The following is a 19,104-nucleotide window of genomic DNA, read 5'->3' as shown; positions in this document are numbered from 1 at the left end:
GCCGTTGCCCGCGCTACGCCCCGAACGCCTTGTCCTTGCCCTTGACGCCCTTGCCCGGCTTGGCACCGGCGAGCAGATGCGCCGGCACCAGGTCACGGGCGGGCTCGGAGTACCCGACCGAGACGATCTTGTCGCCGCGGTAGGTGAACGTCGTCAGGGACGCCAGCGTGCACTGCCGCTTGCGCGGGTCGTGCCACAGGCGGCGCTTCTCCACGAAGCTGCGCACGATCCAGATCGGCAGCTGGTGCGAGACACACACCGCCTCCTGCCCGCGCGCGGCGTCCTTCGCCGCGTCGAGGGCGCCCATCATCCGCACGACCTGCTCGACATACGGCTCGCCCCAGGACGGCCTGAAGGGGTTGACCAGGTGCTTCCAGTTCTCCGGCTTCTTCAGGGCGCCGTCGCCGACACCGAAGGTCTTGCCCTGGAAGACGTTGTCCGCCTCGATCAGACGCTCGTCCGTGGCGAGGTCGAGGCCGTGCGCCTTGGCGATCGGCGTGGCCGTCTCCTGCGCGCGCTCCAGCGGCGAGGACACCACATGCGTGATGTCCCGCGACGCGAGGTGCTCGGCGACCCGGTCGGCCATCTGCCGGCCGAGCTCGGAGAGGTGGTACTCGGGCAGGCGGCCGTACAGGATGCCGTCCGGGTTGTGCACCTCGCCGTGGCGCATCACATGTACGACGGTGAGGTCGTCCCGCGTGCTCATGCGGTGGCCTCCGCGGCGGCGCGGGCGGCGGCGGGCAGGGCGTCCGCGATGCGCTGCACGGCCCGCTCGTCGTGCGCCGTCGAGACGAACCAGGACTCGAAGGCGGACGGCGGCAGATACACACCGCTCGCGAGCATCGAGTGGAAGAACGCGGTGAAGCGGAAGGACTCCTGCTGCTTCGCGCCCTCGTAGTCCCGCACGTCCTGGTCGGTGAAGAACACCGAGAACATGTTGGACGCGGTCTGCAACCGGTGCGCCACGCCCTCCTTGCTCAACGCCTCGGTGACGAGCGCCTGGATCTCGCTGGAGACCTGGTCGACCTTGGCGTACGCCGCGTCGTCCAGAAGGCGCAGCTGGGCGAGGCCCGCGGCGGTCGCCACCGGGTTACCGGAGAGCGTGCCCGCCTGGTAGACGGGGCCGGCCGGGGCGAGGTGCGCCATGACGTCCGTGCGGCCGCCGAACGCCGCCGCCGGGAAGCCGCCGCCCATGACCTTGCCGAAGGTCATCAGGTCCGGCGTCACGCCGTCGACGCCGAACCAGCCCGCCCTGCTCGTACGGAAGCCGGTCATGACCTCGTCGGAGATGTACAGCGCGCCGTTGTCCCGGCAGAGCTGCTTGAGTCCGGCGTTGAAGCCGTCCTTCGGCGGTACGACGCCCATGTTCCCCGGCGAGGCCTCGGTGATCACACAGGCGATCTCTCCGGGGTGCGCGGCGAAGGCGGCTCGCACGGCCTCCAGGTCGTTGTACGGAAGCACGAGGGTCTCGCCCGCCTGGGCACCGGTGACGCCCGGGGTGTCCGGCAGACCGAAGGTGGCGACGCCGGAGCCGGCGGCGGCGAGCAGGGCGTCCACGTGACCGTGATAACACCCGGCGAACTTCACGACCTTGGCGCGGCCGGTGAAGCCGCGGGCGAGACGGATCGCCGACATGGTCGCCTCGGTCCCGGAGGACACCAGGCGGACCTGCTCGACGGGCGCCACGCGCGCGACGATCTCCTCGGCGAGCGCGACCTCACCTTCACCGGGCGTGCCGAACGAGGTGCCGCGCGAGACGGCGTCCTGCACGGCGGCGATCACCTCGGGGTGGGAGTGCCCGAGGATCATCGGTCCCCAGGAGCACACGAGGTCGACGTACTCCCGGCCGTCGGCATCGGTGAGGTACGGACCCGTACCGGACACCATGAAGCGGGGCGTACCACCCACGGCGCGAAAGGCGCGCACGGGAGAGTTCACGCCGCCGGGGGTCACGAGGGCCGCTCGGTCGAAAAGCGTCTGCGAAACGGGGGCTTCGTATGAATACGGCACTTTGGTCCTGATCTGCGATGCGGGATTCGAGGGGGCGGGCACGGGTCGCTTCGGGAATTCCGGCCGCCGGTGAGCAAGACGGCAGGTCTCCTCGTCGTCACGACTGGGCGTCAGCCCCCTCGCGTCTGCGAAACTGGGGCCTCATAGGGAAAGCTCACACAAGCCATGGTGTCAGAGCCTCCGGACATCCTGTGGACAAGTGTTTCTGTACGGCCGTTCACAGTCCACGTTTCGGCGTGCGGTCATGGGGGAGGTCACTGACACGATGATCGGGTTGCGCGGCGGGGGCCGCGAGTGGTCGGGTGGAGATATGCATCGCGGTGGCGGACTGGGCGAGGGGACCGACGACCTCGGTCCCCGGCGTGCCCGCCGGGGGAAGCACCGTCGAGAGGCGGAGGCCGCAGAGGCGGCCGAGACGGCGGCAGGTGCCGCGGAGCGGTCGGCCGCGGCGACGGGGAGCCCTGGAAGCGCGGGGAGCAGGAGTGGCCGGGTGGGGGTGACCTACAAGTACTTCGGCGCTCCTGACGGTGCCACCGCTGCCCGCGTGCCCATCTCGATGCGGCCGGAGGAGCTCGGCGGCGACGAGCTCGGCATGGGCGGCATGTTCACCAAGATCAAGCCGGAGACGATGGCCGCGATGGTCCTCACCGGCATCGAGGGCATACCTCTGCACAAGGTGCCCCCGCTCGAACTCGTCGTCCTGCACCCCGACTACGCCGTGGTGAAGCTGCCCATGACCGTGGTCGACCCGCTGCGCGGCATCGGCGAGGAAGCGGTCGGCGCGGCCGCCTTCATCTGGTCGACGGTCCCCGACAGGGGCGGCCCGCGCGACGCGTTCAATGTCTACCAACTGCTGCATGAGTGGCAGGACTTCTCGCACCGGCTGCATGAAGCCGGACATCAGCCTTATTGCCTGGTCTGGCCGTGAGCCGGCCTTGTTGCCTGGACTGGCCGTGAGCCGGCCTTGTTGCCCGGCCCCGGCCGTGAACCGGCCCTGTGGACCGGTCCGGCCGTGAGTCCCTTCTTGAGGCCCTTCTTGAGCCCCTGCTCCTGAGAGCGGCGGTCCGTCCGCCAGGAGCAAGTGCGCGAGCTCAAGAGGCCGGTGGCGTAAGCCCCTTCCTGACCCTGGCGCGCACCGAGTGCGGAACCTGGGCCAGTTGACGGCAGCCTCCGCACCAGACATCCGACTCCTTGGCCGCGCGCGCCGCAGCGCCCGCGTCCCCGAAGAAGAGCGGGTCGCTGTGGTGTGTGAGGCACTCCACCTCGTAGCGGTCGCTCGTGTCGGCGTCCGGCGCGAGCTCCCCGGCGGCCAGGGTGTCGCGGGTCCTGATCCGGGCCCCTGTGTCGCGCCGCGTGAACACCCGCCCTGTGGCGTCCAGTTCCCGCACTTCCCGCTCGGCGTCCTCGACGGCGACCCTGCGGGCGAGCATGCCGTCCGGGTCGGGGGTGAGGGCCTGTGCCGCCCTGACCCGCACCTTGTCGAGGGCCGTCTCCACGCGCCGGGCCCGCACCTTGGCTGTCGCACGCAGGCGCCTGCGGCGGGCATGCTTGACGTCTACCGATGTGCCGCTGCTCATGAGGCGGATGCTCCTTCGGCTCCCCGAGGTGCCTGTCCCCTCCGGGAGACGACTCTAAGGCGGATGCCGGATACCTGCCTGTTCACCGCGAGACGTTACGGTTCGCCGGGATCGGCGTGGCGTCGGCCCCCCGGAACCCGTGTTACTTTCGTAGAGACGCAAGTAAGGCCCCCGACCTGGGAGGTCCGCGTCCGTCATACCCGTGCGACGCGAGGAGGTGTTCGGGATGAGTCCCGATCGAAGTCCTTGCCGCATCGCGCCGCAGACCGTCTGATCTGCCGCGCCTCCTGATCTGCCGCGCCCCTTCACCGCCTGTCGCCGCGCCCGTCCGGCTCCGGCGCCACGGCACCCCTGCGCGTGCGGCAGCACCTCTGCGTACGGCAGCACCCCTGCGCGCTCATGACGGCACCGCCATGCCCGCTGCCCGGATGCCTGACGTCCGGGTGCCCTGACTTCCGGATGCCCTGACGTCCGGGCCGTGGCGGCTCCGTGGCCCAACCGCGCCACCCCGCGCCTGCCGTCGTACGCCTTGAGCCACCTCCGTCACCCCGAAGGAACACCCCAAAGGGAGATCTTTGCCATGACCCTGATCATGCCGAGCGAGAAGCTCGCACCGCCGGGCGGCCACACCCCCCGCCCCAAGCGCCCGAAGCGCCGTGACCGCAAGGCCGCCGAGCTGGAGACCCGTACCCGCCTCGTCGGCGAGCGGCTCACGCGGCTCAGCGCGCAGCCCGCCGCCGACGTGATGCGCGAGCTCGGCTCCGACCGCGGCGGCCTGAACCACGCCGAGGTCCTGGACCGCCAGGGGCGGTACGGCGCCAACGTCGTCGCCCATGAGCGCGCACCGCGCTGGTACCTCCAGCTCGCCAAGGCCTTCACCAACCCCTTCATCGGCGTCCTCGTCTTCCTGGCCGCCGTCATGTACTGGCAGGACCCCGCGGACCCGGGCGTCATCATCCTGTCCACGATGGTCGTGATCAGCGGGCTGCTGCGCTTCTGGCAGGAGTACCGCTCGGGCAGGGCGGCCGACGCCCTGAAGAAGCTGGTCACCACCACCTGTGCCGTACAGCGCCGGGCCGGCCGCAGCGCGCTGCCGACCACCTTCGAGGTGCCGATGGACCAGGTGGTCCCCGGCGACCTGGTGAAGCTCGCGGCCGGCGACCTGATCCCCGCCGACCTGCGCCTGCTCACCGCCAAGGACCTCATGGTCGGCCAGGCCGCCCTTTCCGGCGAGTCGCTGCCCGTCGCCAAGGCCGACACCCGCACCGACGACCAGGGACAGCGCACCACTTCGGACCCCGTGGAGGCGGACAACCTCTGCCTGATGGGTACGTCGGTGACGTCCGGCACCGCGACCGGTGTCGTGGTCGCCACCGGCGCCGACACCTACTTCGGCTCGATGGCGGGCTCGCTCGTCGGCGAGCGGCCGCAGACCAACTTCGACAACGGTGTCCGCAAGGTCTCCTTCCTGCTCATCCGCTTCATGCTGGTGATGGTGCCGGTGGTCTTCGCGATCAACGGGATCACGAAGGGCGACTGGAACGAGGCCTTCCTGTTCGCCGTCGCCGTCGCCGTCGGACTCACCCCCGAGATGCTGCCGCTGGTGGTGTCGGCGAACCTGGCGCGCGGCGCGGTCGCCATGGCGAAGCAGAAGGTCGTCGTCAAGCGCCTCAACGCGATCCAGAACCTGGGCGCGATGGACGTCCTGTGCACCGACAAGACCGGCACCCTGACCGAGGACCGCATCGTCCTCGACCGGTACCTGGACGTGCACGGCAAGGAGAACGACGAGGTACTGGAGTACGGCTACCTCAACGCGCACTTCCAGACGGGGCTTCGCAACCTCATGGACCAGGCGGTCATCGACCGGGTCGACGAGGCCGAGGAGGTTGTCGTCGACGCGCGCTTCACGCTGGTCGACGAGATCCCCTTCGACTTCGCCCGCCGGCGCATGTCGGTGGTCCTCAACCGCAACGGCCTGCTCGGCAAGGCCGGCCGCCTCGACCACGTCATGGTCACCAAGGGTGCGGTCGAGGAAGTGCTCGACCTGTGCACGCACATGGTCGACCGCGGTGAACGCGTGGAGCTGACCGGGCAGTTGAAGTGGCACGTCGCGCGCGTGGCGGAGGAGAACAACCGCCAGGGGCTGCGTGTCCTCGCCGTCGCCATGCGCTCGATGCCGGCGCCCCGCGACACGTACACCGTCGCCGACGAGAACGAGCTCACCCTGGTCGGTTTCCTCGCCTTCCTCGACCCGCCGAAGGCCGACGCCGCCGACGCCCTGCGCGGACTCGCCGACAAGGGCATCGCCGTCAAGGTGATCACCGGCGACAACGAGCTGGTCGCCGAGCGCGTCTGCACGGATGTGGGGCTCGACGTCGGCACGGTCGTCACGGGCGCCGAAACCGAGCCGCTCGGCGATGCCGAACTGCGCGAACTGGCCGCGCGCACCACGGTGTTCGCGAAGGTCAACCCCGTACAGAAGGCCCGGATCGTACGCGCCCTGCAGGCCGATGGACACACGGTCGGCTTCCTCGGCGACGGCATCAACGACGCCGCCGCACTGCGCGACGCCGATGTCGGCATCTCCGTCGACACCGCGGTGGACATCGCCAAGGAGTCGGCGGACATCATCCTGCTCGAGAAGGACCTGACGGTCCTGGAGCGGGGTGTGATGCAGGGCCGGACGACCTTCGGCAACACGATCAAGTACATCAAGATGACGGCCTCGTCCAACTTCGGGAATGTCTTCTCCGTCCTGGTGGCGAGCGCCTTCCTGCCGTTCCAGCCGATGCTGGCGATCATGCTCCTGATCCAGAACCTGGTCTACGACATCGCCCAACTGGCCACGCCGTGGGACCGGATGGACCCGGAGTACCTGCGCAAGCCGCGCAACTGGGATGCCAGGGGAATCGGCCGCTTCATGGTGACGATCGGCCCGATCAGCTCGGTCTTCGACATCACCACCTTCCTGGTCATGTGGTACGTCTTCAGCGCCAACAGCCCCGAGCACGCCGCGCTGTTCCAGTCCGGCTGGTTCATCGAGGGTCTGCTCTCGCAGACGCTGATCGTCCATATGATCCGGACCCGGAAGATCCCGTTCATCCAGTCGCGGGCGTCCTGGCCGGTGATGGTGATGACCGTCCTCGCGGTCCTGACCGGTCTGTACCTGCCGTTCTCGCCGCTCGCGTCGGGCCTCGGCTTCGTGCCGCTGCCGCTGAGCTACTTCCCGTGGCTGATCGCGACGCTGCTCTCGTACTGCGTCCTCACACAGCTGGTGAAGACCTGGTACATCCGGAAGTTCCACACATGGCTGTGAAGTCAGGAATTACCTGGAAGTTCCCTGTACGGCTGTGAAGTCGGGGCTTTCCCAAGTGCGGAGTTCCCGGCGGCAGCGCTGTGCCACCGGCCCTGGTCCGTTCGACCTGGGCCGGTGGCACACTGGCACGTCAAGCCCCGGAGGGAGCCCGTACGTGCCGATGATCCGCAAGCTGCGCCGCATGGTCGGCCGCGCCACCCACCGCGGCGTGGACCTCAGCCACCCGGCGCGGTCACCGCTGGGCAGCGCCGTCGTCAACTGCGTCGTCTACCAGGACGGCAAGCGCCGCCCCGGAGGGCGTCCCGGCACCTCGGCGGCGGCGGCGCTGCGCCGGGTGCGCCAGGAGGGCGAGGGCTTCGTCTGGATCGGCCTGCACGAGCCCGCGCCGGACGAACTGGCCGCACTCGCCGAGCCGTTCGGCCTGCACCCGCTGGCCGTCGAGGACGCCGTACACGCCCACCAGAGGCCCAAGGTGGAGTCGTACGACGACTCGCTGTTCGCCGTCTTCAAGACGGTCTGTTACGTGGAGCACGACGAGCTGACGGCCACCAGCGAGGTCGTCGACACCGGCGAGATCATGGTCTTCACGGGCCGCGACTTCGTCATCACCGTCAGGCACGGCAGGCACGGCTCGCTCGGCCCGGTCCGCGAGGCCCTGGAGGCGGACCCCGAGCAGCTGGCCAAGGGTCCTTCGGCGGTGCTGCACGCGATCGCCGACCACGTGGTGGACGAGTATCTGTCCGTCGCCGACGCCGTGCAGGACGACATCGACGACGTGGAGTCGCAGGTCTTCGCACCACAGACGGAAAAGTCCGGCAGGCGCGCGGACGCCGGGCAGATCTACCAGCTCAAGCGCGAACTCCTGGAGCTGAAGCGCGCGGTGGCCCCGCTCGGCCGCCCGCTGCAGACCCTGGCCACCCGCCCGAACGCCCTGATCGCGCCGGACATCCAGCCCTACTTCCGCGATGTCGCGGACCACTTGGCGAGCACGAGCGAGCACATAGCGTCCTTCGACGCACTGCTCGACTCGATCCTGCAGGCACATCTGGCGCAGGTGACGGTCGCCCAGAACGAGGACATGCGAAAGATCACATCCTGGGCGGCGATCATCGCCGTACCGACCATGGTGTGCGGGGTCTACGGCATGAACTTCACGCACATGCCGGAACTCGACTCGCCCTACGGCTACCCCACCGTCCTGGTGGGGATCACCGTGGCCTGTGTCCTCTTGTACCGGACTTTGCGGCGCAGGGGCTGGTTGTAGGGCGCGCGCAGGGGCGACCTGCCGGGGGCGATCTGACCGGGGGGGGGCGCTTGCCGGTTACCGTTTCCAGTGCGGATCGCGGCCGGTCAGGGCCAGGATCCGGTCGAACTCCGGGGCGTCGGGCGGTACGTCGACGGGGTCTCCGAAGACGCCGGCCTTGCGGGCTCCCGATGCCAGTTCCTCGTAAGAGGACAGGAGTTCGGCGACCACCACGGGGTCGGGTGCGAAGTCACCGCCCGTGGCGCGCGCCAAGTCCCAGGCGTGCACGGTGAGATCGCCGAGGACCATGAGGCCGACGGTCCTGGCGGGAAAGCCCATGGCGCCGGCGGTCCCGGTCTCGGCGCCCGGCACGGCCCAGGCCGCGGCGAGGCGGCCGGTCTCGTCGGCGAACCGCTGCCGCCAGTCGCCGCCCTCTCCGACCTGGTCCGGAGTCTCACCGAACTCGCTGTCCTTCTTGGCCGCGAGCGCCTGGAACTGCACCACCACCTGGAAGAGATGGTTCACCAGGGCGCGGACGTCGTACTCGCTGCACGGGGTCGGGTCGCCGAGCCGGGTGTCGTCGATCCCGCGGATCACGCCGACGGCCCGGGCGGCGGCCGGCTCCAGAAGCTCACTGATGCTCTTCGTCATACGACGGAACGTAGGACGCGCGCGTGCGCAGTGGCTTGAACAAACGCGACAGGCGACGCGGGGCGCGGGCGGCCCCGACTCCCTAGACTCCGGCCATGGCCGCTCCACGGCGTGACACCAAGGGCATCGTCGACGCCGGCGAGCTCTTCTCGCGGGTGCGTTTCCGCCGCCGCGAACCCGCCGAGCCGCTGCGCCCCTACCTGGAGCACTACTGGCTGATCGACTGGGACCTGCCGCAGCCGTACGCGTCGCACGTCGTACCGCACCCGTCGGTGAACGTCGTCTTCCAGCGCTTCGGCACCCGCCCCGAAGACGGCTTCGGTGAGGTGTCGGGCATCGGCCTCGGCCTGTGCACACAGAAGCTGGAGGGCACGGGGCGGGTGTGCGGCGTGCAGTTCAGGCCCGGTGGCTTCCGGCCGTTCGCACCCGGGCATGCCGTGAGCGAGTGGACGGGGCGAAGCCTCGCGCTCGGCTCGGTGTTCCGGGACGGGGCGCCGGACGGGGCAGTGGGCGGGGCGTTGGCCGGGGCCGCGCAGGCTGTCCTTGAGCCTGACGACGAGCACGCGCGCGTGGCGGCGCTCGACGCGTTCCTGCTCTCCCTGGGGCCCACACCCGACCCGCGGGCCGACCTCGCGATGGCCCTGGCCCACCGCATCCGCACCGACCGCTCGATCCTGCGCGTGTCCGAACTCGCCCGTGCCGAGGGCCTGTCGGCGCGCACACTGCAGCGGCTCTTCGCCCAGTACGTCGGCGTCGGCCCCAAGTGGGTCATCCTGCGCTACCGCATCCACGAGGCACTTGAGCGGGCCGAGACCGACGCCGCCGTGGACTGGGCCGGCCTCGCCGCCGACCTCGGCTACGCCGACCAGGCCCACCTCGTAAGGGACTTCACCGCCACGGTGGGGGTGCCGCCGACGGCGTACGCGCCTTCGCGCTGAGGCCGTTGTCAGTGGTGCGCCGTACCGTGAGGGCATGGTGAGCCCAACGGATCCCGAAGCAACTCTCGAACCCTGGTCGGAGGGCGACTTCTGGCTGCTGGAGCGGCAGAACACCCCGGAGATGACCGAGCACCTCGGCGGCCCCGAGACCGCCGAGAAGCTCGTCGACCGGCATCGGCGCTATCTCCTGCTCACCGAGCGGGGGCGGGTGTTCAGGATCACCGTGGACGGGCGGACCACCGGTTCGATCGGGTACTGGGAGCAGGAGTGGCAGGGCGGGACGGTGTGGGAGACCGGCTGGGGGGTGCTGCCCGAGTTCCAGGGCCGCGGCATCGCCGTGGCGGCCGCGCGCCTCGTCCTCGACGCGGCGCGCACGGAGTCCCTCCACCGCTTCGTGCACGCCTTCCCGTCCACCGGGAATCCCGGCTCGAACGCGGTCTGCCGCAAGGCGGGCTTCCACCTCGTGGGCGACAGCGACTTGGAGTACCCGAAGGGGCACTGGTCCCGGCACAACGACTGGCGGTTCGACCTGGAGGCCGAAGCGGCAGCCGGAGCCGAGGCCTGAGCCTCTCGGAGGAAGTCCGGTGCGGTTCGTCGTGCCCCGAAGGAGCGCGGCGACCTCAGGCCTCGGGGGCCGTCAGATAGCGCTGGATCGTGGGCCCGAGCCAGGCCACCGCTTCGTCCCGCGTCATCTCGACGACGGACGGAAAGCGCAGGACGTACCGCGTGAGGGCCAGGCCCAGGATCTGTGACGCGGCGAGGGCCGCACGGCGCGGGGCGGCCTCGGGGTCCGGGCAGAACCGGGCGGCGACCGGAGCGATCTGCTGCTTGAAGACCGCCTGCATGCGCTCGGCGCCCGCGGAGTTCGTCACGCCGACCCGCAGCAGCGCCGTCAGCACCTCGTCCTGCTCCCAGCGGTCGAGGACGTGGCTGACAAGGGCCACGCCAACGTCGTCGGCGTGCACATACTCCACGCCGGCCTTGGGCTCCCCCTCCTTCGGCCAGATCAACTCCGGGAAACGGAGGTCGATTTCGGCCGCGGCGGCGAAGAGTCCCTCCTTGTTGCCGTAGTAGCGCATCACCATCGACGGGTCGATGCCCGCGTCCCGGGCGATGGCGCGGATGGTGGCGCGCTCATAGCCGTCCGCCGCGAAGCGCTCGCGGGCGGCGGCGAGGATCGCGGCGCGGGTGGCGTCGGAGCGGCGCGGAGCGCTCTCGCTCCGCGGACGGGAGGAACCGGAACTGTTCTCGGGCACGCCAACAAGCGTATGCCCACACCCGTAGGCCAACAAGCGTTGACACATAGCTGCCGACGGTTTTATATTTGCCAACAAGCGTTGACCCACGCTCGTTGGCATCGAGGAGGCCGCACATGAACGGCAGCACGAGCACCAGCACGAGCACCAACTCCGCCAAGGACAACAAGGGCAGCAAGGGCAGCAAGGGCGAGGGCCGTCGGGTGATCGTCGTCGGTGCGGGCCCCACCGGCCTGCTGCTCGCCGGTGACCTCGCCGCCGCGGGCGTCCCCGTCACCGTCCTCGAGAAGCGCCCGGCCCGTATCAGCAATCTGACCCGCGCCTTCGGTGTACACGCCCGCACCCTTGAGCAGCTGGACGCCCGGGGCCTCGCGGACGATCTCCTCGAAACCGGCCAACTCATCGAGAAGGTCCGGCTGTTCAAGCGCCTCTCCCTCGACATCAGCGGCATGCACTCGCGCTTCCCGTTCCTCCTGTCCACCCCGCAGTACGAAGTGGAGAAGCTCCTTCACCGACGCGCGGCCGAGCACGGCGTCAGCTTCCTGCACGGCACAGAGGTGACCGGGATCCGCCAGGACAGCACCGGTGTGGATGTCGGCGTGCGCCTCGACGACGGCACGACGGCCACGCACCGCGCCGCGTACGCGGTGGGCACCGACGGCGTGCACAGCGTGGTGCGCGAGGCCATCGGCCAGTCCTTCCCCGGCCGCCCCGTGATCAGCTCGATCGTCCTCGCCGATGTGCTCCTGTCCGAGGAACCCGACCTGACGGTCGCGGTGAACGGCTCGGGCAACGCCTTCGCCTTCATCATCCCGTTCGGCGACGGCTATTGGCGGGTCGGCGGCTGGGACCGCCGCCGGGCCGACATCCCGGACTCGGCACCCACCTCGCTCGACGAACTGAAGGACATCACCCGGCGCGCCTTCGGCTCCGACTACGGCATGCACGACGCCCGCTGGCTCTCCCGCTTCCACAGCGACGAGCGCCAGGTCCGGCAGTACCGCACAGGCCGGGTGTTCCTCGCCGGTGACGCCGCGCACACCCACAGCCCGGCCGGCGGGCAGGGGATGAACACCGGTCTGCAGGACGCCGCCAACCTCGGCTGGAAACTGGCCGCGGTCCTCAGCGGCCGCTCCCCCGAAGCCCTCCTGGACACCTACCAGAGCGAACGCCACCCGGTGGGCCGGGCCGTGCTGCGCAGCAGCGGCGCGATCATCCGCCTCGCGATGGCACACAACGCCCCGCAGTATGCGCTGCGTTCACTCCTGAGCACGGTGGTCAACCACGTCCGGCCCGTACGGAACAAGGCGATCGGCCAGATCACCGGCATCGGATACGCATACGCCGCACCGCGCGGCGCCCACCGCCTCACCGGGCAGCGCGTGCCCGATGTCGCCCTGGCCAAGGGCCCGTTCGGCAGCAGGCTCTACGAAGCCCTGCGTGCCGGCAAGTTCGTCCTCATCACACCCGCCGGCCAGGAGGCCTCTCCCCTCGGCCCCGTGGACGACAGGTCCGTGGACGACAGCGCCGTGGACGACAGCGCCGTGGACGACAGCGCCGTGGACGACAGCTCCGTGGACGACAGCTCCGTGGTGCACGCCCACTGGGCGAGCGAGCGCCGCACCACCCTGCTCGTTCGCCCCGACGGCTACGCGGCCTGGGCGAGCGAGCAGGACGATCCCGCCGGGCTGCGGGCGGCACTCGCCGAGTGGGCGGGGATGTGACCTGTGGCCGCCCGGGACGCGGCGCCGCGCGGCAAGGCCCCGCCCTCACTCCACGATGTGCCGCAGGTACGCGGCCGGGTCCGAAAGGTAGCGGCGCCAGTGGTCCACAAGCTCGAGTTCCTCCCAGCGGACCCGGCGCAGCCCGTGGTCGCCCACCTCCACGATGTCGGCACCGGGGAGCGCGGTGAGCAGGGGCGAGTGGGTGGCGCACACCACCTGGGCCCCGGTGTTCGCCAAGTGGTCGATATGGCCGATCAGTTCGAGGCAGGAGCCGAAGGACAGCGCGGCCTCCGGCTCGTCCATGACATAGAGCCCGGGCACCAGGAACTTGCCGCGGAACGCCGCGAGGAACCCCTCGCCGTGGCTCTTGGCGTCCGGCTCGAACCCCTCGCGGTCAAGGGCGTCGAGGGCGGTCTCGGCCCGCAGGAAGAAGCCCTTGCGCGCCGACCAGCTGCGCACCATCTGCCGGCCGCCGCGGGCCGCGTCGAAGCGGATGCGCTCACCGAGCGGGGACTTGGCCCGGTGAGTGGCGTACTTCCAGTCGTGGGAGCCGCCGTAGGGGTCGAGACCGAAGGCCTCGGCGAGCGCCTCCACCAGGGTGGACTTGCCGGAGCCGTTCTCTCCGACGAGGAAGGTGACCGGAGCGGTGAAGCGCAGCCCTTCGGCGAGGAGCTGGCGGACACACGGCACGGACCACGGCCACTCGTCCTCGTCGTGCCCGACAGCGTGGGCGTACGCGCGTTCGACAATCACAGAACGAGTCTCCGCGACACACACCCCGCGGGCAAAACAACGATCCTGCGATTCCACCCGAGCCCGGCGATGCGTGCCCCCCCCTCAGAAGAAGTACGAGTCCCCGGTGTCGAGGGTCAGCACCTTGTGCTCGTTGTTCTTCACGTTCCGGTCGCTCGCGGCGCCGTTCCACAGGGTGTCGATCCGCACCGTCGCCTCCGAGGGCTTTCCGCGCAGCTTCAGGTCCATCGGGATCTCCTCGCCCCAGCCGCCCGCCTTCAGCTCGCCGGTACGGCACAGGACCACCCGGGTGCCCGCGCGCAGACACCGGTCCGGAAGCTGCTGCCGGTCCGCGAGAGGCGCCGAGTAGCGCAGGCGCACGGTGGCGTCGGCGACATCGGACGGTCCGTGGTTCTGCGGTGTCAGCCAGACGCCCAGTCTCCCCTCCCACATCGAGGCATAGCCGTGATAGGCCACATCGGCCTCGGGAGCGACGGCCTGCGCCGGCACCGTCCCCGCCAGGGCCGCCAGGGCCACCCCCGCCGCCGCCACTCCGGCCCTCTTGGCCCTCTTGGCCCTCTTCATGTCCATCCGCCGCTGCTCCCTACGTATCGGCTGTGCACGCCATCACGTATCCGGTTCGTCCGGATCCGCGCGCAAGATATACAGCCGCGGCAATTGGCCCCCGCCATAGGCGAGTTCGGCGCGTCCCGGTGAGCCGGACCCGCAGGGTTGACCTCGCACTTCAGGGCTCCGGCCTATCCTTGCCGGACAGTCCGTTTCGCACGTACGCACGAGGAGCACCGCATATGGCCGCCGCCCCCATCGCCGTCGTCACCGGAGCGAGCAGCGGTATCGGCGCCGCCACAGCGCGGCAGCTGGCCGCCGCCGGTTACCGCGTGGTGCTCACCGCTCGCCGCAAGGACCGCATCGAGGCGCTGGCGGCGGAGATCAACGACGCGGGCCACCAGGCCACGGCGTACGCACTCGACGTCACGGACCGCGCAGCCGTGGACACCTTCGCGACCGCCTTCCGGCAGATCGCGGTCCTCGTCAACAACGCGGGCGGTGCGCTCGGCGCCGACCCGGTGGCCACCGGCGACCCGGCCGACTGGCGCGAGATGTACGAGGTCAATGTGATCGGCGTACTGAACCTGACGCAGGCCCTGCTGCCGGCCCTGATCGCGAGCGGTGACGGCACGGTCGTCGTGCTCTCCTCCACGGCGGGCCACGCCACGTACGAAGGCGGGGCGGGCTATGTCGCCGCGAAGAACGGCGCGCGGGTGATCGCCGAGACGCTGCGCCTGGAGATCGTCGGGCAACCGGTGCGGGTCATCGAGATCGCGCCCGGCATGGTCAAGACCGAGGAGTTCGCCACGACCCGCTTCCGCGGCGACACCGAGAAGGCCGCCAAGGTGTACGCGGGTGTGGCCGAGCCGCTCTCCGCCGACGATGTCGCGGACACCGTGACCTGGGCGGTCACCCGGCCCCCGCACGTCAACATCGACCTGCTCGTGGTGCGCCCCCGCGCCCAGGCCTCCAACCACAAGATCCACAGGGATCTGCAGTGACGGACCCCGCCACCACCGCCGAACAACGCCGCCTGACCCAGGAGAAGAAGAACGAACGGATGGTGTGGTGGTACCTCGCGTACTTCCTCTTCGGCATCCACCTGGTGGCCTTCGTCATGATCTACGCCATCTCCCACACGAAGTAGCCCGGGCGACGCACGCAAGGTGACCGCAGCCCCGGCGACACACGCGAAGTGGCCGCCGCCACGGCCGTAGCCGGGGCGGCGGCCACGGTCGTGACGGCGCGGTGCGGGCCTCAGCCCGCGGTGCGGCGCGGTGCGGTGCGGCGCGGCGCGGTGCGGTGCGGTGCGGGCCTCAGCCCTTCACGCACACCACCTGCTTCAGCTTCGCCACCACCTGGACCAGGTCGCGCTGCTGGTCGATGACCTTTTCGATCGGCTTGTACGCACCCGGGATCTCGTCCACCACGCCGGAGTCCTTACGGCACTCCACGCCCCGCGTCTGCTCCTCCAGGTCCTTCGCGGAGAAGCGCCGCTTGGCGGCGTTACGGCTCATACGGCGTCCGGCGCCGTGCGACGCCGAGTTGAAGGACGCCTCGTTGCCAAGCCCCTTCACGATGTACGAACCGGTGCCCATGGAGCCCGGAATGATGCCGTACTCGCCCTGGCCCGCGCGGATCGCGCCCTTGCGGGTGACGAGCAGATCCATGCCCTCGTACCGCTCCTCCGCCACGTAGTTGTGGTGGCAGGAGATGACCGGATCGAAGGTCGGCCTGGCCTTCTTGAACTCCTTGCGGACGACGTCCTGGAAGAGCCCCATCATGATCGCGCGGTTGTACTTCGCGTACTCCTGCGCCCAGAAGAGGTCATTGCGGTACGCCGCCATCTGCGGGGTGTCCGCGACGAAGACCGCCAGGTCACGATCGACCAGGCCCTGGTTGTGCGGCAGCTTCTGCGCCTCGCCGATGTGGTGCTCGGCGAGCTCCTTGCCGATGTTCCGCGAGCCGGAGTGCAGCATCAGCCAGACCGAGCCGGTCTCGTCGAGGCAGAACTCGATGAAGTGGTTGCCGCCGCCGAGCGTGCCCATCTGCTTCGTGGCGCGCTCCTGGCGGAACTTGACCGCGTCCGCGACCCCGCCGAAGCGCGTCCAGAAGTCGTCCCACCCGGCCGTCGGGAAACCGTGCAGACGGCCCGGGCTCACCGCGTCGTCGTGCATCCCGCGACCGACCGGAATCGCCTGCTCGATCTTCGAGCGGAGCCGCGACAGATCACCCGGAAGGTCATTGGCCGTCAGGGACGTCTTGACCGCGGACATACCGCAGCCGATATCCACACCGACCGCGGCCGGGCAGACCGCGCCGTGCATGGCGATCACGGAGCCGACCGTCGCCCCCTTGCCGTAATGCACATCCGGCATGACGGCAAGGCCCTTGATCCAGGGAAGCGTCGCCACGTTCTGCAGCTGCTGCAGCGCGACATCCTCGACCGACGCCGGGTCGGTCCACATCCGGATGGGCACCTTCGCACCCGGAACCTCTACATACGACATAACTTGACCAATCCCCCGAAATGCCTTGAAAACCTTGAAACCCTGGAACCTTGAACTCCCCGGCCGGCGTGGGCCCCCGAAAGCCCCACAACCCCGTCGGTACCGAAAAGTCTGTGTGCGTAAAAACAGCGCCAAAGCCCTTAAAAGGGATGACCGACCGGCATCCGGGGCTGCGCTTGCGATACACATTGTGTTCACCGGCCGCCTCCCGGCGGCAACCGCTTTTCGACCCGAAGGGAGCCGCGACCGTGCAGCGTAAGGGGTATGTCCCAGGCGCAGCCGCGCTCCTCGCGGTGCTGCTCACGGCCTGCTCGGGCGGCTCGGGGCTCGGCGAGTCGCCCGACGACTCCAAGCCCGGCGAGGCCGGTTCGGCGGCGCAGACCGCCGAGCCCGGCAAGTACCGCACCCTGCCCGACCCGTGCCGCGCGGTGGACCACGGCACCCTCGACGGCATGCTGCCCGGCATCAAGGACCTCGACGAGGAGCAGCGGGACAAGGCGTACGAAGGCTCGCGGTCGGTGACCTACGACACCGACCGCCGGGTGGGCTGCGGCTGGAAGGTCGAGTCCGCGGACGCCACCCACCATCTCGATGTCGACTTCGAGCGCGTGGTCTCGTACGACGGCGCGGTGAGCGACGACTCACGGGCCGGCGAGGTGTACGGGCAGAAGGAGGACGCGGCCGAGCTGCCCGCGCCCAGCGAGGACGAGCCGAGCGAGGGCGAGACCGGTGAGACGGGCCCGTCGAGCTCGGACCAGCCCAGCGCCGCCTCGGATTCGGACGACACCGACACCGACACCGACGCCGACCAGGCAGGCAGCCAGGACAAGAACAAGGGCAAGGGCGAGGCCGAGAACGGCGGCCCCTCCGCGAACAGCGCCGCCGCCGGCAACAAGGCCGCCGCCCCCTCCCCCGACGGGACCGACGCGACCGACCCCACCGGCCCGGCCAGCAGCTCCGAAAGCCCCGCCGTCCCCGAGGGCCTGGAGCCCCGCGTCCTCGACGATCTCGGCGACGAGGCCTTCCTCGACGATCAGCTCACCGCGGCCGGATCGACCGCCCGGCACCGCACTGTGACTGTGGTGTTCCGCACGTCGAATGTGGTCGTGACGATCCAGTACGACGAGCAGCCGGCCCGTGGCAACGAGGTCCCCGACAGCAAGGAACTGCAGGACAAAGCCCGGGAACTGGCGGGAAAGCTGGCCGAGAGGTTCGCCGAGTAGGGGCGCACGAACCCACCCTCCGGTCCCCCTTGCACCTTTACGTATCCCTCACGGCACTCGCACCTTCCGCGTACCGTGGCTGAGCGCAATCCGCACAGATGCCATCCGCGCGGACACCAACCGCACGGACACCAACCGCACGGAACCGGAACAGCGCGACCGCACGGAACCGGAACCACCGCACGGAACCCGGCACCGACTGCACGACTGATGAGCGAAGGAACCATGCACCGAAAAGGACCGCGACTCACCCGCATACTCGCCGCCTGCGCAGCCGTACCGGTGATCCTCACGGCAGCGGCCTGCTCCTCCGACTCGGGCGACAGCGGAAGCAAGAGCGACTCGGGCGGCTCGTCCTCCGCTTCGCCGAGCGGCAAGGACAACGCGGCGGCCGTGAAGCAGGGCGCGTTCAGCAAGCTCCCCGAGCCCTGCAAGGCGCTGAAGGGCGACACGGTCGACGACCTCGTACCCGAGGCCGACGACAAGTCGGGCAAGTCGGCCAATTCCGACGACACCTCGACCCGCGCCTCCTGCTCCTGGAACGGCCTGGACAGCAACGGCACCAAGGGTTCGCAGTTCCGCTGGCTGAACCTGGGCCTGATGCGCTACGACTCCAACGCCACGCTCGGCAGCGGCGACGAGCTCGCCGCCAAGCAGCTGGCGAAGAAGGTCGAGGAGGCGAAGGCCCTGGACGGCGCGAAGAGCGTCAAGACGGAGCCCCTGAGCGGCATCGGCGACGAGGCGACCCTCGTGACCTTCGACCAGAAGAAGAAGGAGGGCGACTTCAAGAACCACCGGATCGTCGCCCGGGTCGAGAACGCGGTCGTGGTCCTGGACTACAACGGCGCGGGCCTGGCCGGCGCCAAGGGTCCGGACACCAAGGAGATGAAGAAGGACGCGCAGGACGCGGCCAAGGAGGCCGTGGCGTCCGTCGTGGCCGCCAACAAGTCCGGCGGCGAGTCGGCCAAGCCGTCCGAGAAGTCCTCCGACAAGCCCGCGGCGAAGGACTCCGACAAGTCCGCCGACGGTGACTCCGACAAGTCGAGCAAGAAGCCGAGCAGCAGCAACTAGCTCTGAACATACGGCACTTGAGAAGCACGTGCGGAGCCCGGTCACCCCAGGTGACCGGGCTCCCGCCGTACCCGTCCGACGCCGCCCGCACGCATGTGCCACTCTGTTGCGCGCAAGAACCGCACAGGGAGGGGAGCACGGGTGGCCGCGCCACTGCGTCTGACGCGTACGCACCGGATCTTGGTCGGGGTGGTGGTCGCGGGGGCGGTCGTCATCGCGGGGATCGGTTTCGCGGGTTCGTATGCCGCGGTGCGTGATCTGGCGGAGAAGAAGGGCTTCG

19 protein-coding genes are annotated in these 19,104 nt (G+C 69.9%); 11 read left to right on the top strand and 8 right to left on the bottom strand.

Going from position 1 to position 19,104, the window contains the following annotated elements:
• Positions 1-13: 13 nt before the first annotated feature.
• On the bottom strand, positions 14-706 hold the full coding sequence (locus tag ACFQVC_RS37985; RefSeq protein ID WP_381839668.1) for a histidine phosphatase family protein: 693 nt from the start codon (positions 704-706) through the stop codon (positions 14-16).
• Positions 703-2,022 carry a glutamate-1-semialdehyde 2,1-aminomutase gene (gene hemL, locus ACFQVC_RS37980; protein WP_381839857.1) on the bottom strand — a complete coding sequence of 440 codons (1,320 nt, stop codon included), beginning with the start codon at positions 2,020-2,022 and terminating at the stop codon, positions 703-705. The genes ACFQVC_RS37985 and hemL overlap by 4 nt, the downstream gene beginning before the upstream one ends.
• Before the next feature lie 298 nt (positions 2,023-2,320).
• Here hemL and ACFQVC_RS37975 point away from each other — a divergent pair, with 298 nt between their 5' ends.
• Positions 2,321-2,938, top strand: a complete 618-nt coding sequence (locus ACFQVC_RS37975) for a hypothetical protein (RefSeq protein ID WP_381839854.1) — start codon at positions 2,321-2,323, stop codon at positions 2,936-2,938.
• A 163-nt stretch (positions 2,939-3,101) separates the two neighbouring features.
• On the opposite strand, the gene ACFQVC_RS37970 is transcribed toward ACFQVC_RS37975, so the two are convergent.
• Complete coding sequence (locus tag ACFQVC_RS37970; protein ID WP_381839665.1) at positions 3,102-3,587, bottom strand: hypothetical protein; 486 nt, start codon at positions 3,585-3,587, stop codon at positions 3,102-3,104.
• A 580-nt stretch (positions 3,588-4,167) separates the two neighbouring features.
• On the opposite strand from ACFQVC_RS37970, the gene mgtA reads away from it, so the two are divergent.
• Complete coding sequence (gene mgtA, locus ACFQVC_RS37965) at positions 4,168-6,906, top strand: magnesium-translocating P-type ATPase (RefSeq protein WP_381839663.1); 2,739 nt, start codon at positions 4,168-4,170, stop codon at positions 6,904-6,906.
• A gap of 160 nt (positions 6,907-7,066) precedes the next feature.
• Complete coding sequence (locus tag ACFQVC_RS37960) at positions 7,067-8,170, top strand: magnesium and cobalt transport protein CorA (RefSeq protein WP_381839851.1); 1,104 nt, start codon at positions 7,067-7,069, stop codon at positions 8,168-8,170.
• Positions 8,171-8,227: 57 nt separating this feature from the next.
• On the opposite strand, the gene ACFQVC_RS37955 is transcribed toward ACFQVC_RS37960, so the two are convergent.
• The gene (locus tag ACFQVC_RS37955) at positions 8,228-8,800 is read right to left on the bottom strand and encodes a TIGR03086 family metal-binding protein (protein ID WP_381839660.1); all 573 of its coding nucleotides are present in this window, start codon (positions 8,798-8,800) and stop codon (positions 8,228-8,230) included.
• Positions 8,801-8,895: 95 nt separating this feature from the next.
• On the opposite strand from ACFQVC_RS37955, the gene ACFQVC_RS37950 reads away from it, so the two are divergent.
• Both ACFQVC_RS37950 and ACFQVC_RS37945 read left to right on the top strand, forming a co-directional pair.
• Positions 8,896-9,738: a DUF6597 domain-containing transcriptional factor gene (locus ACFQVC_RS37950; protein ID WP_381839657.1), complete on the top strand. Its 843-nt coding sequence runs from the start codon at positions 8,896-8,898 to the stop codon at positions 9,736-9,738.
• A gap of 34 nt (positions 9,739-9,772) precedes the next feature.
• Positions 9,773-10,303 carry a GNAT family N-acetyltransferase gene (locus tag ACFQVC_RS37945; protein WP_381839655.1) on the top strand — a complete coding sequence of 177 codons (531 nt, stop codon included), beginning with the start codon at positions 9,773-9,775 and terminating at the stop codon, positions 10,301-10,303.
• Positions 10,304-10,358: 55 nt separating this feature from the next.
• Here the strand turns inward: ACFQVC_RS37945 and ACFQVC_RS37940 are convergent, their stop codons facing one another.
• Complete coding sequence (locus tag ACFQVC_RS37940; protein ID WP_381839652.1) at positions 10,359-10,994, bottom strand: TetR/AcrR family transcriptional regulator; 636 nt, start codon at positions 10,992-10,994, stop codon at positions 10,359-10,361.
• A gap of 116 nt (positions 10,995-11,110) precedes the next feature.
• Here ACFQVC_RS37940 and ACFQVC_RS37935 point away from each other — a divergent pair, with 116 nt between their 5' ends.
• A complete protein-coding gene (locus tag ACFQVC_RS37935; protein ID WP_381839649.1) occupies positions 11,111-12,718 on the top strand; it encodes an FAD-dependent oxidoreductase in 1,608 nt (535 codons plus the stop codon).
• A gap of 45 nt (positions 12,719-12,763) precedes the next feature.
• Here ACFQVC_RS37935 and ACFQVC_RS37930 read toward each other — a convergent pair whose 3' ends face one another.
• Together ACFQVC_RS37930 and ACFQVC_RS37925 are read right to left on the bottom strand one after the other, a co-directional pair.
• Positions 12,764-13,471, bottom strand: coding sequence for an AAA family ATPase (locus ACFQVC_RS37930; protein ID WP_381839646.1), 708 nt, complete (start codon positions 13,469-13,471; stop codon positions 12,764-12,766).
• 84 nt (positions 13,472-13,555) lie between these two features.
• The gene (locus tag ACFQVC_RS37925; protein ID WP_381839643.1) at positions 13,556-14,041 is read right to left on the bottom strand and encodes a hypothetical protein; all 486 of its coding nucleotides are present in this window, start codon (positions 14,039-14,041) and stop codon (positions 13,556-13,558) included.
• A 218-nt stretch (positions 14,042-14,259) separates the two neighbouring features.
• Between ACFQVC_RS37925 and ACFQVC_RS37920 the strand changes: the two genes are divergently transcribed.
• Positions 14,260-15,021, top strand: coding sequence for an SDR family NAD(P)-dependent oxidoreductase (locus tag ACFQVC_RS37920; protein ID WP_381839640.1), 762 nt, complete (start codon positions 14,260-14,262; stop codon positions 15,019-15,021).
• Complete coding sequence (locus tag ACFQVC_RS37915) at positions 15,018-15,167, top strand: hypothetical protein (RefSeq protein ID WP_381839637.1); 150 nt, start codon at positions 15,018-15,020, stop codon at positions 15,165-15,167. Before ACFQVC_RS37920 ends, ACFQVC_RS37915 begins: the two co-directional genes overlap by 4 nt.
• 169 nt (positions 15,168-15,336) lie before the next feature.
• On the opposite strand, the gene ACFQVC_RS37910 is transcribed toward ACFQVC_RS37915, so the two are convergent.
• Complete coding sequence (locus tag ACFQVC_RS37910) at positions 15,337-16,530, bottom strand: RtcB family protein (RefSeq protein WP_381839634.1); 1,194 nt, start codon at positions 16,528-16,530, stop codon at positions 15,337-15,339.
• A 248-nt stretch (positions 16,531-16,778) separates the two neighbouring features.
• Here ACFQVC_RS37910 and ACFQVC_RS37905 point away from each other — a divergent pair, with 248 nt between their 5' ends.
• The 3 genes from ACFQVC_RS37905 to ACFQVC_RS37895 form a co-directional block, all read left to right on the top strand.
• Positions 16,779-17,753, top strand: coding sequence for a DUF3558 domain-containing protein (locus ACFQVC_RS37905; protein WP_381839631.1), 975 nt, complete (start codon positions 16,779-16,781; stop codon positions 17,751-17,753).
• A gap of 225 nt (positions 17,754-17,978) precedes the next feature.
• Positions 17,979-18,824, top strand: coding sequence for a DUF3558 family protein (locus tag ACFQVC_RS37900; RefSeq protein WP_381839628.1), 846 nt, complete (start codon positions 17,979-17,981; stop codon positions 18,822-18,824).
• A gap of 141 nt (positions 18,825-18,965) precedes the next feature.
• Positions 18,966-19,104: DUF2637 domain-containing protein (locus ACFQVC_RS37895; protein ID WP_381839848.1), on the top strand; the 139-nt coding region annotated here is incomplete at its 3' end.

It is taken from the genome of Streptomyces monticola (assembly GCF_042665355.1).
GTDB lineage: Bacteria > Actinomycetota > Actinomycetes > Streptomycetales > Streptomycetaceae > Streptomyces > Streptomyces monticola.
Note: the sequence above shows the minus strand (reverse complement) of the source record. Positions and strands in the feature narration are given on the sequence as shown.

Coding starts and splice junctions, on each gene's coding strand:
- ACFQVC_RS37985 (WP_381839668.1), bottom strand. CDS start 706: ATGAGCACGCGGGACGACCTCACCGTCGTACATGTGATGCGCCACGGC.
- ACFQVC_RS37975 (WP_381839854.1), top strand. CDS start 2,321: ATGCATCGCGGTGGCGGACTGGGCGAGGGGACCGACGACCTCGGTCCC.
- ACFQVC_RS37970 (WP_381839665.1), bottom strand. CDS start 3,587: ATGAGCAGCGGCACATCGGTAGACGTCAAGCATGCCCGCCGCAGGCGC.
- mgtA (WP_381839663.1), top strand. CDS start 4,168: ATGACCCTGATCATGCCGAGCGAGAAGCTCGCACCGCCGGGCGGCCAC.
- ACFQVC_RS37960 (WP_381839851.1), top strand. CDS start 7,067: ATGATCCGCAAGCTGCGCCGCATGGTCGGCCGCGCCACCCACCGCGGC.
- ACFQVC_RS37955 (WP_381839660.1), bottom strand. CDS start 8,800: ATGACGAAGAGCATCAGTGAGCTTCTGGAGCCGGCCGCCGCCCGGGCC.
- ACFQVC_RS37950 (WP_381839657.1), top strand. CDS start 8,896: ATGGCCGCTCCACGGCGTGACACCAAGGGCATCGTCGACGCCGGCGAG.
- ACFQVC_RS37945 (WP_381839655.1), top strand. CDS start 9,773: ATGGTGAGCCCAACGGATCCCGAAGCAACTCTCGAACCCTGGTCGGAG.
- ACFQVC_RS37935 (WP_381839649.1), top strand. CDS start 11,111: ATGAACGGCAGCACGAGCACCAGCACGAGCACCAACTCCGCCAAGGAC.
- ACFQVC_RS37925 (WP_381839643.1), bottom strand. CDS start 14,041: ATGGACATGAAGAGGGCCAAGAGGGCCAAGAGGGCCGGAGTGGCGGCG.
- ACFQVC_RS37920 (WP_381839640.1), top strand. CDS start 14,260: ATGGCCGCCGCCCCCATCGCCGTCGTCACCGGAGCGAGCAGCGGTATC.
- ACFQVC_RS37910 (WP_381839634.1), bottom strand. CDS start 16,530: ATGTCGTATGTAGAGGTTCCGGGTGCGAAGGTGCCCATCCGGATGTGG.
- ACFQVC_RS37900 (WP_381839628.1), top strand. CDS start 17,979: ATGCACCGAAAAGGACCGCGACTCACCCGCATACTCGCCGCCTGCGCA.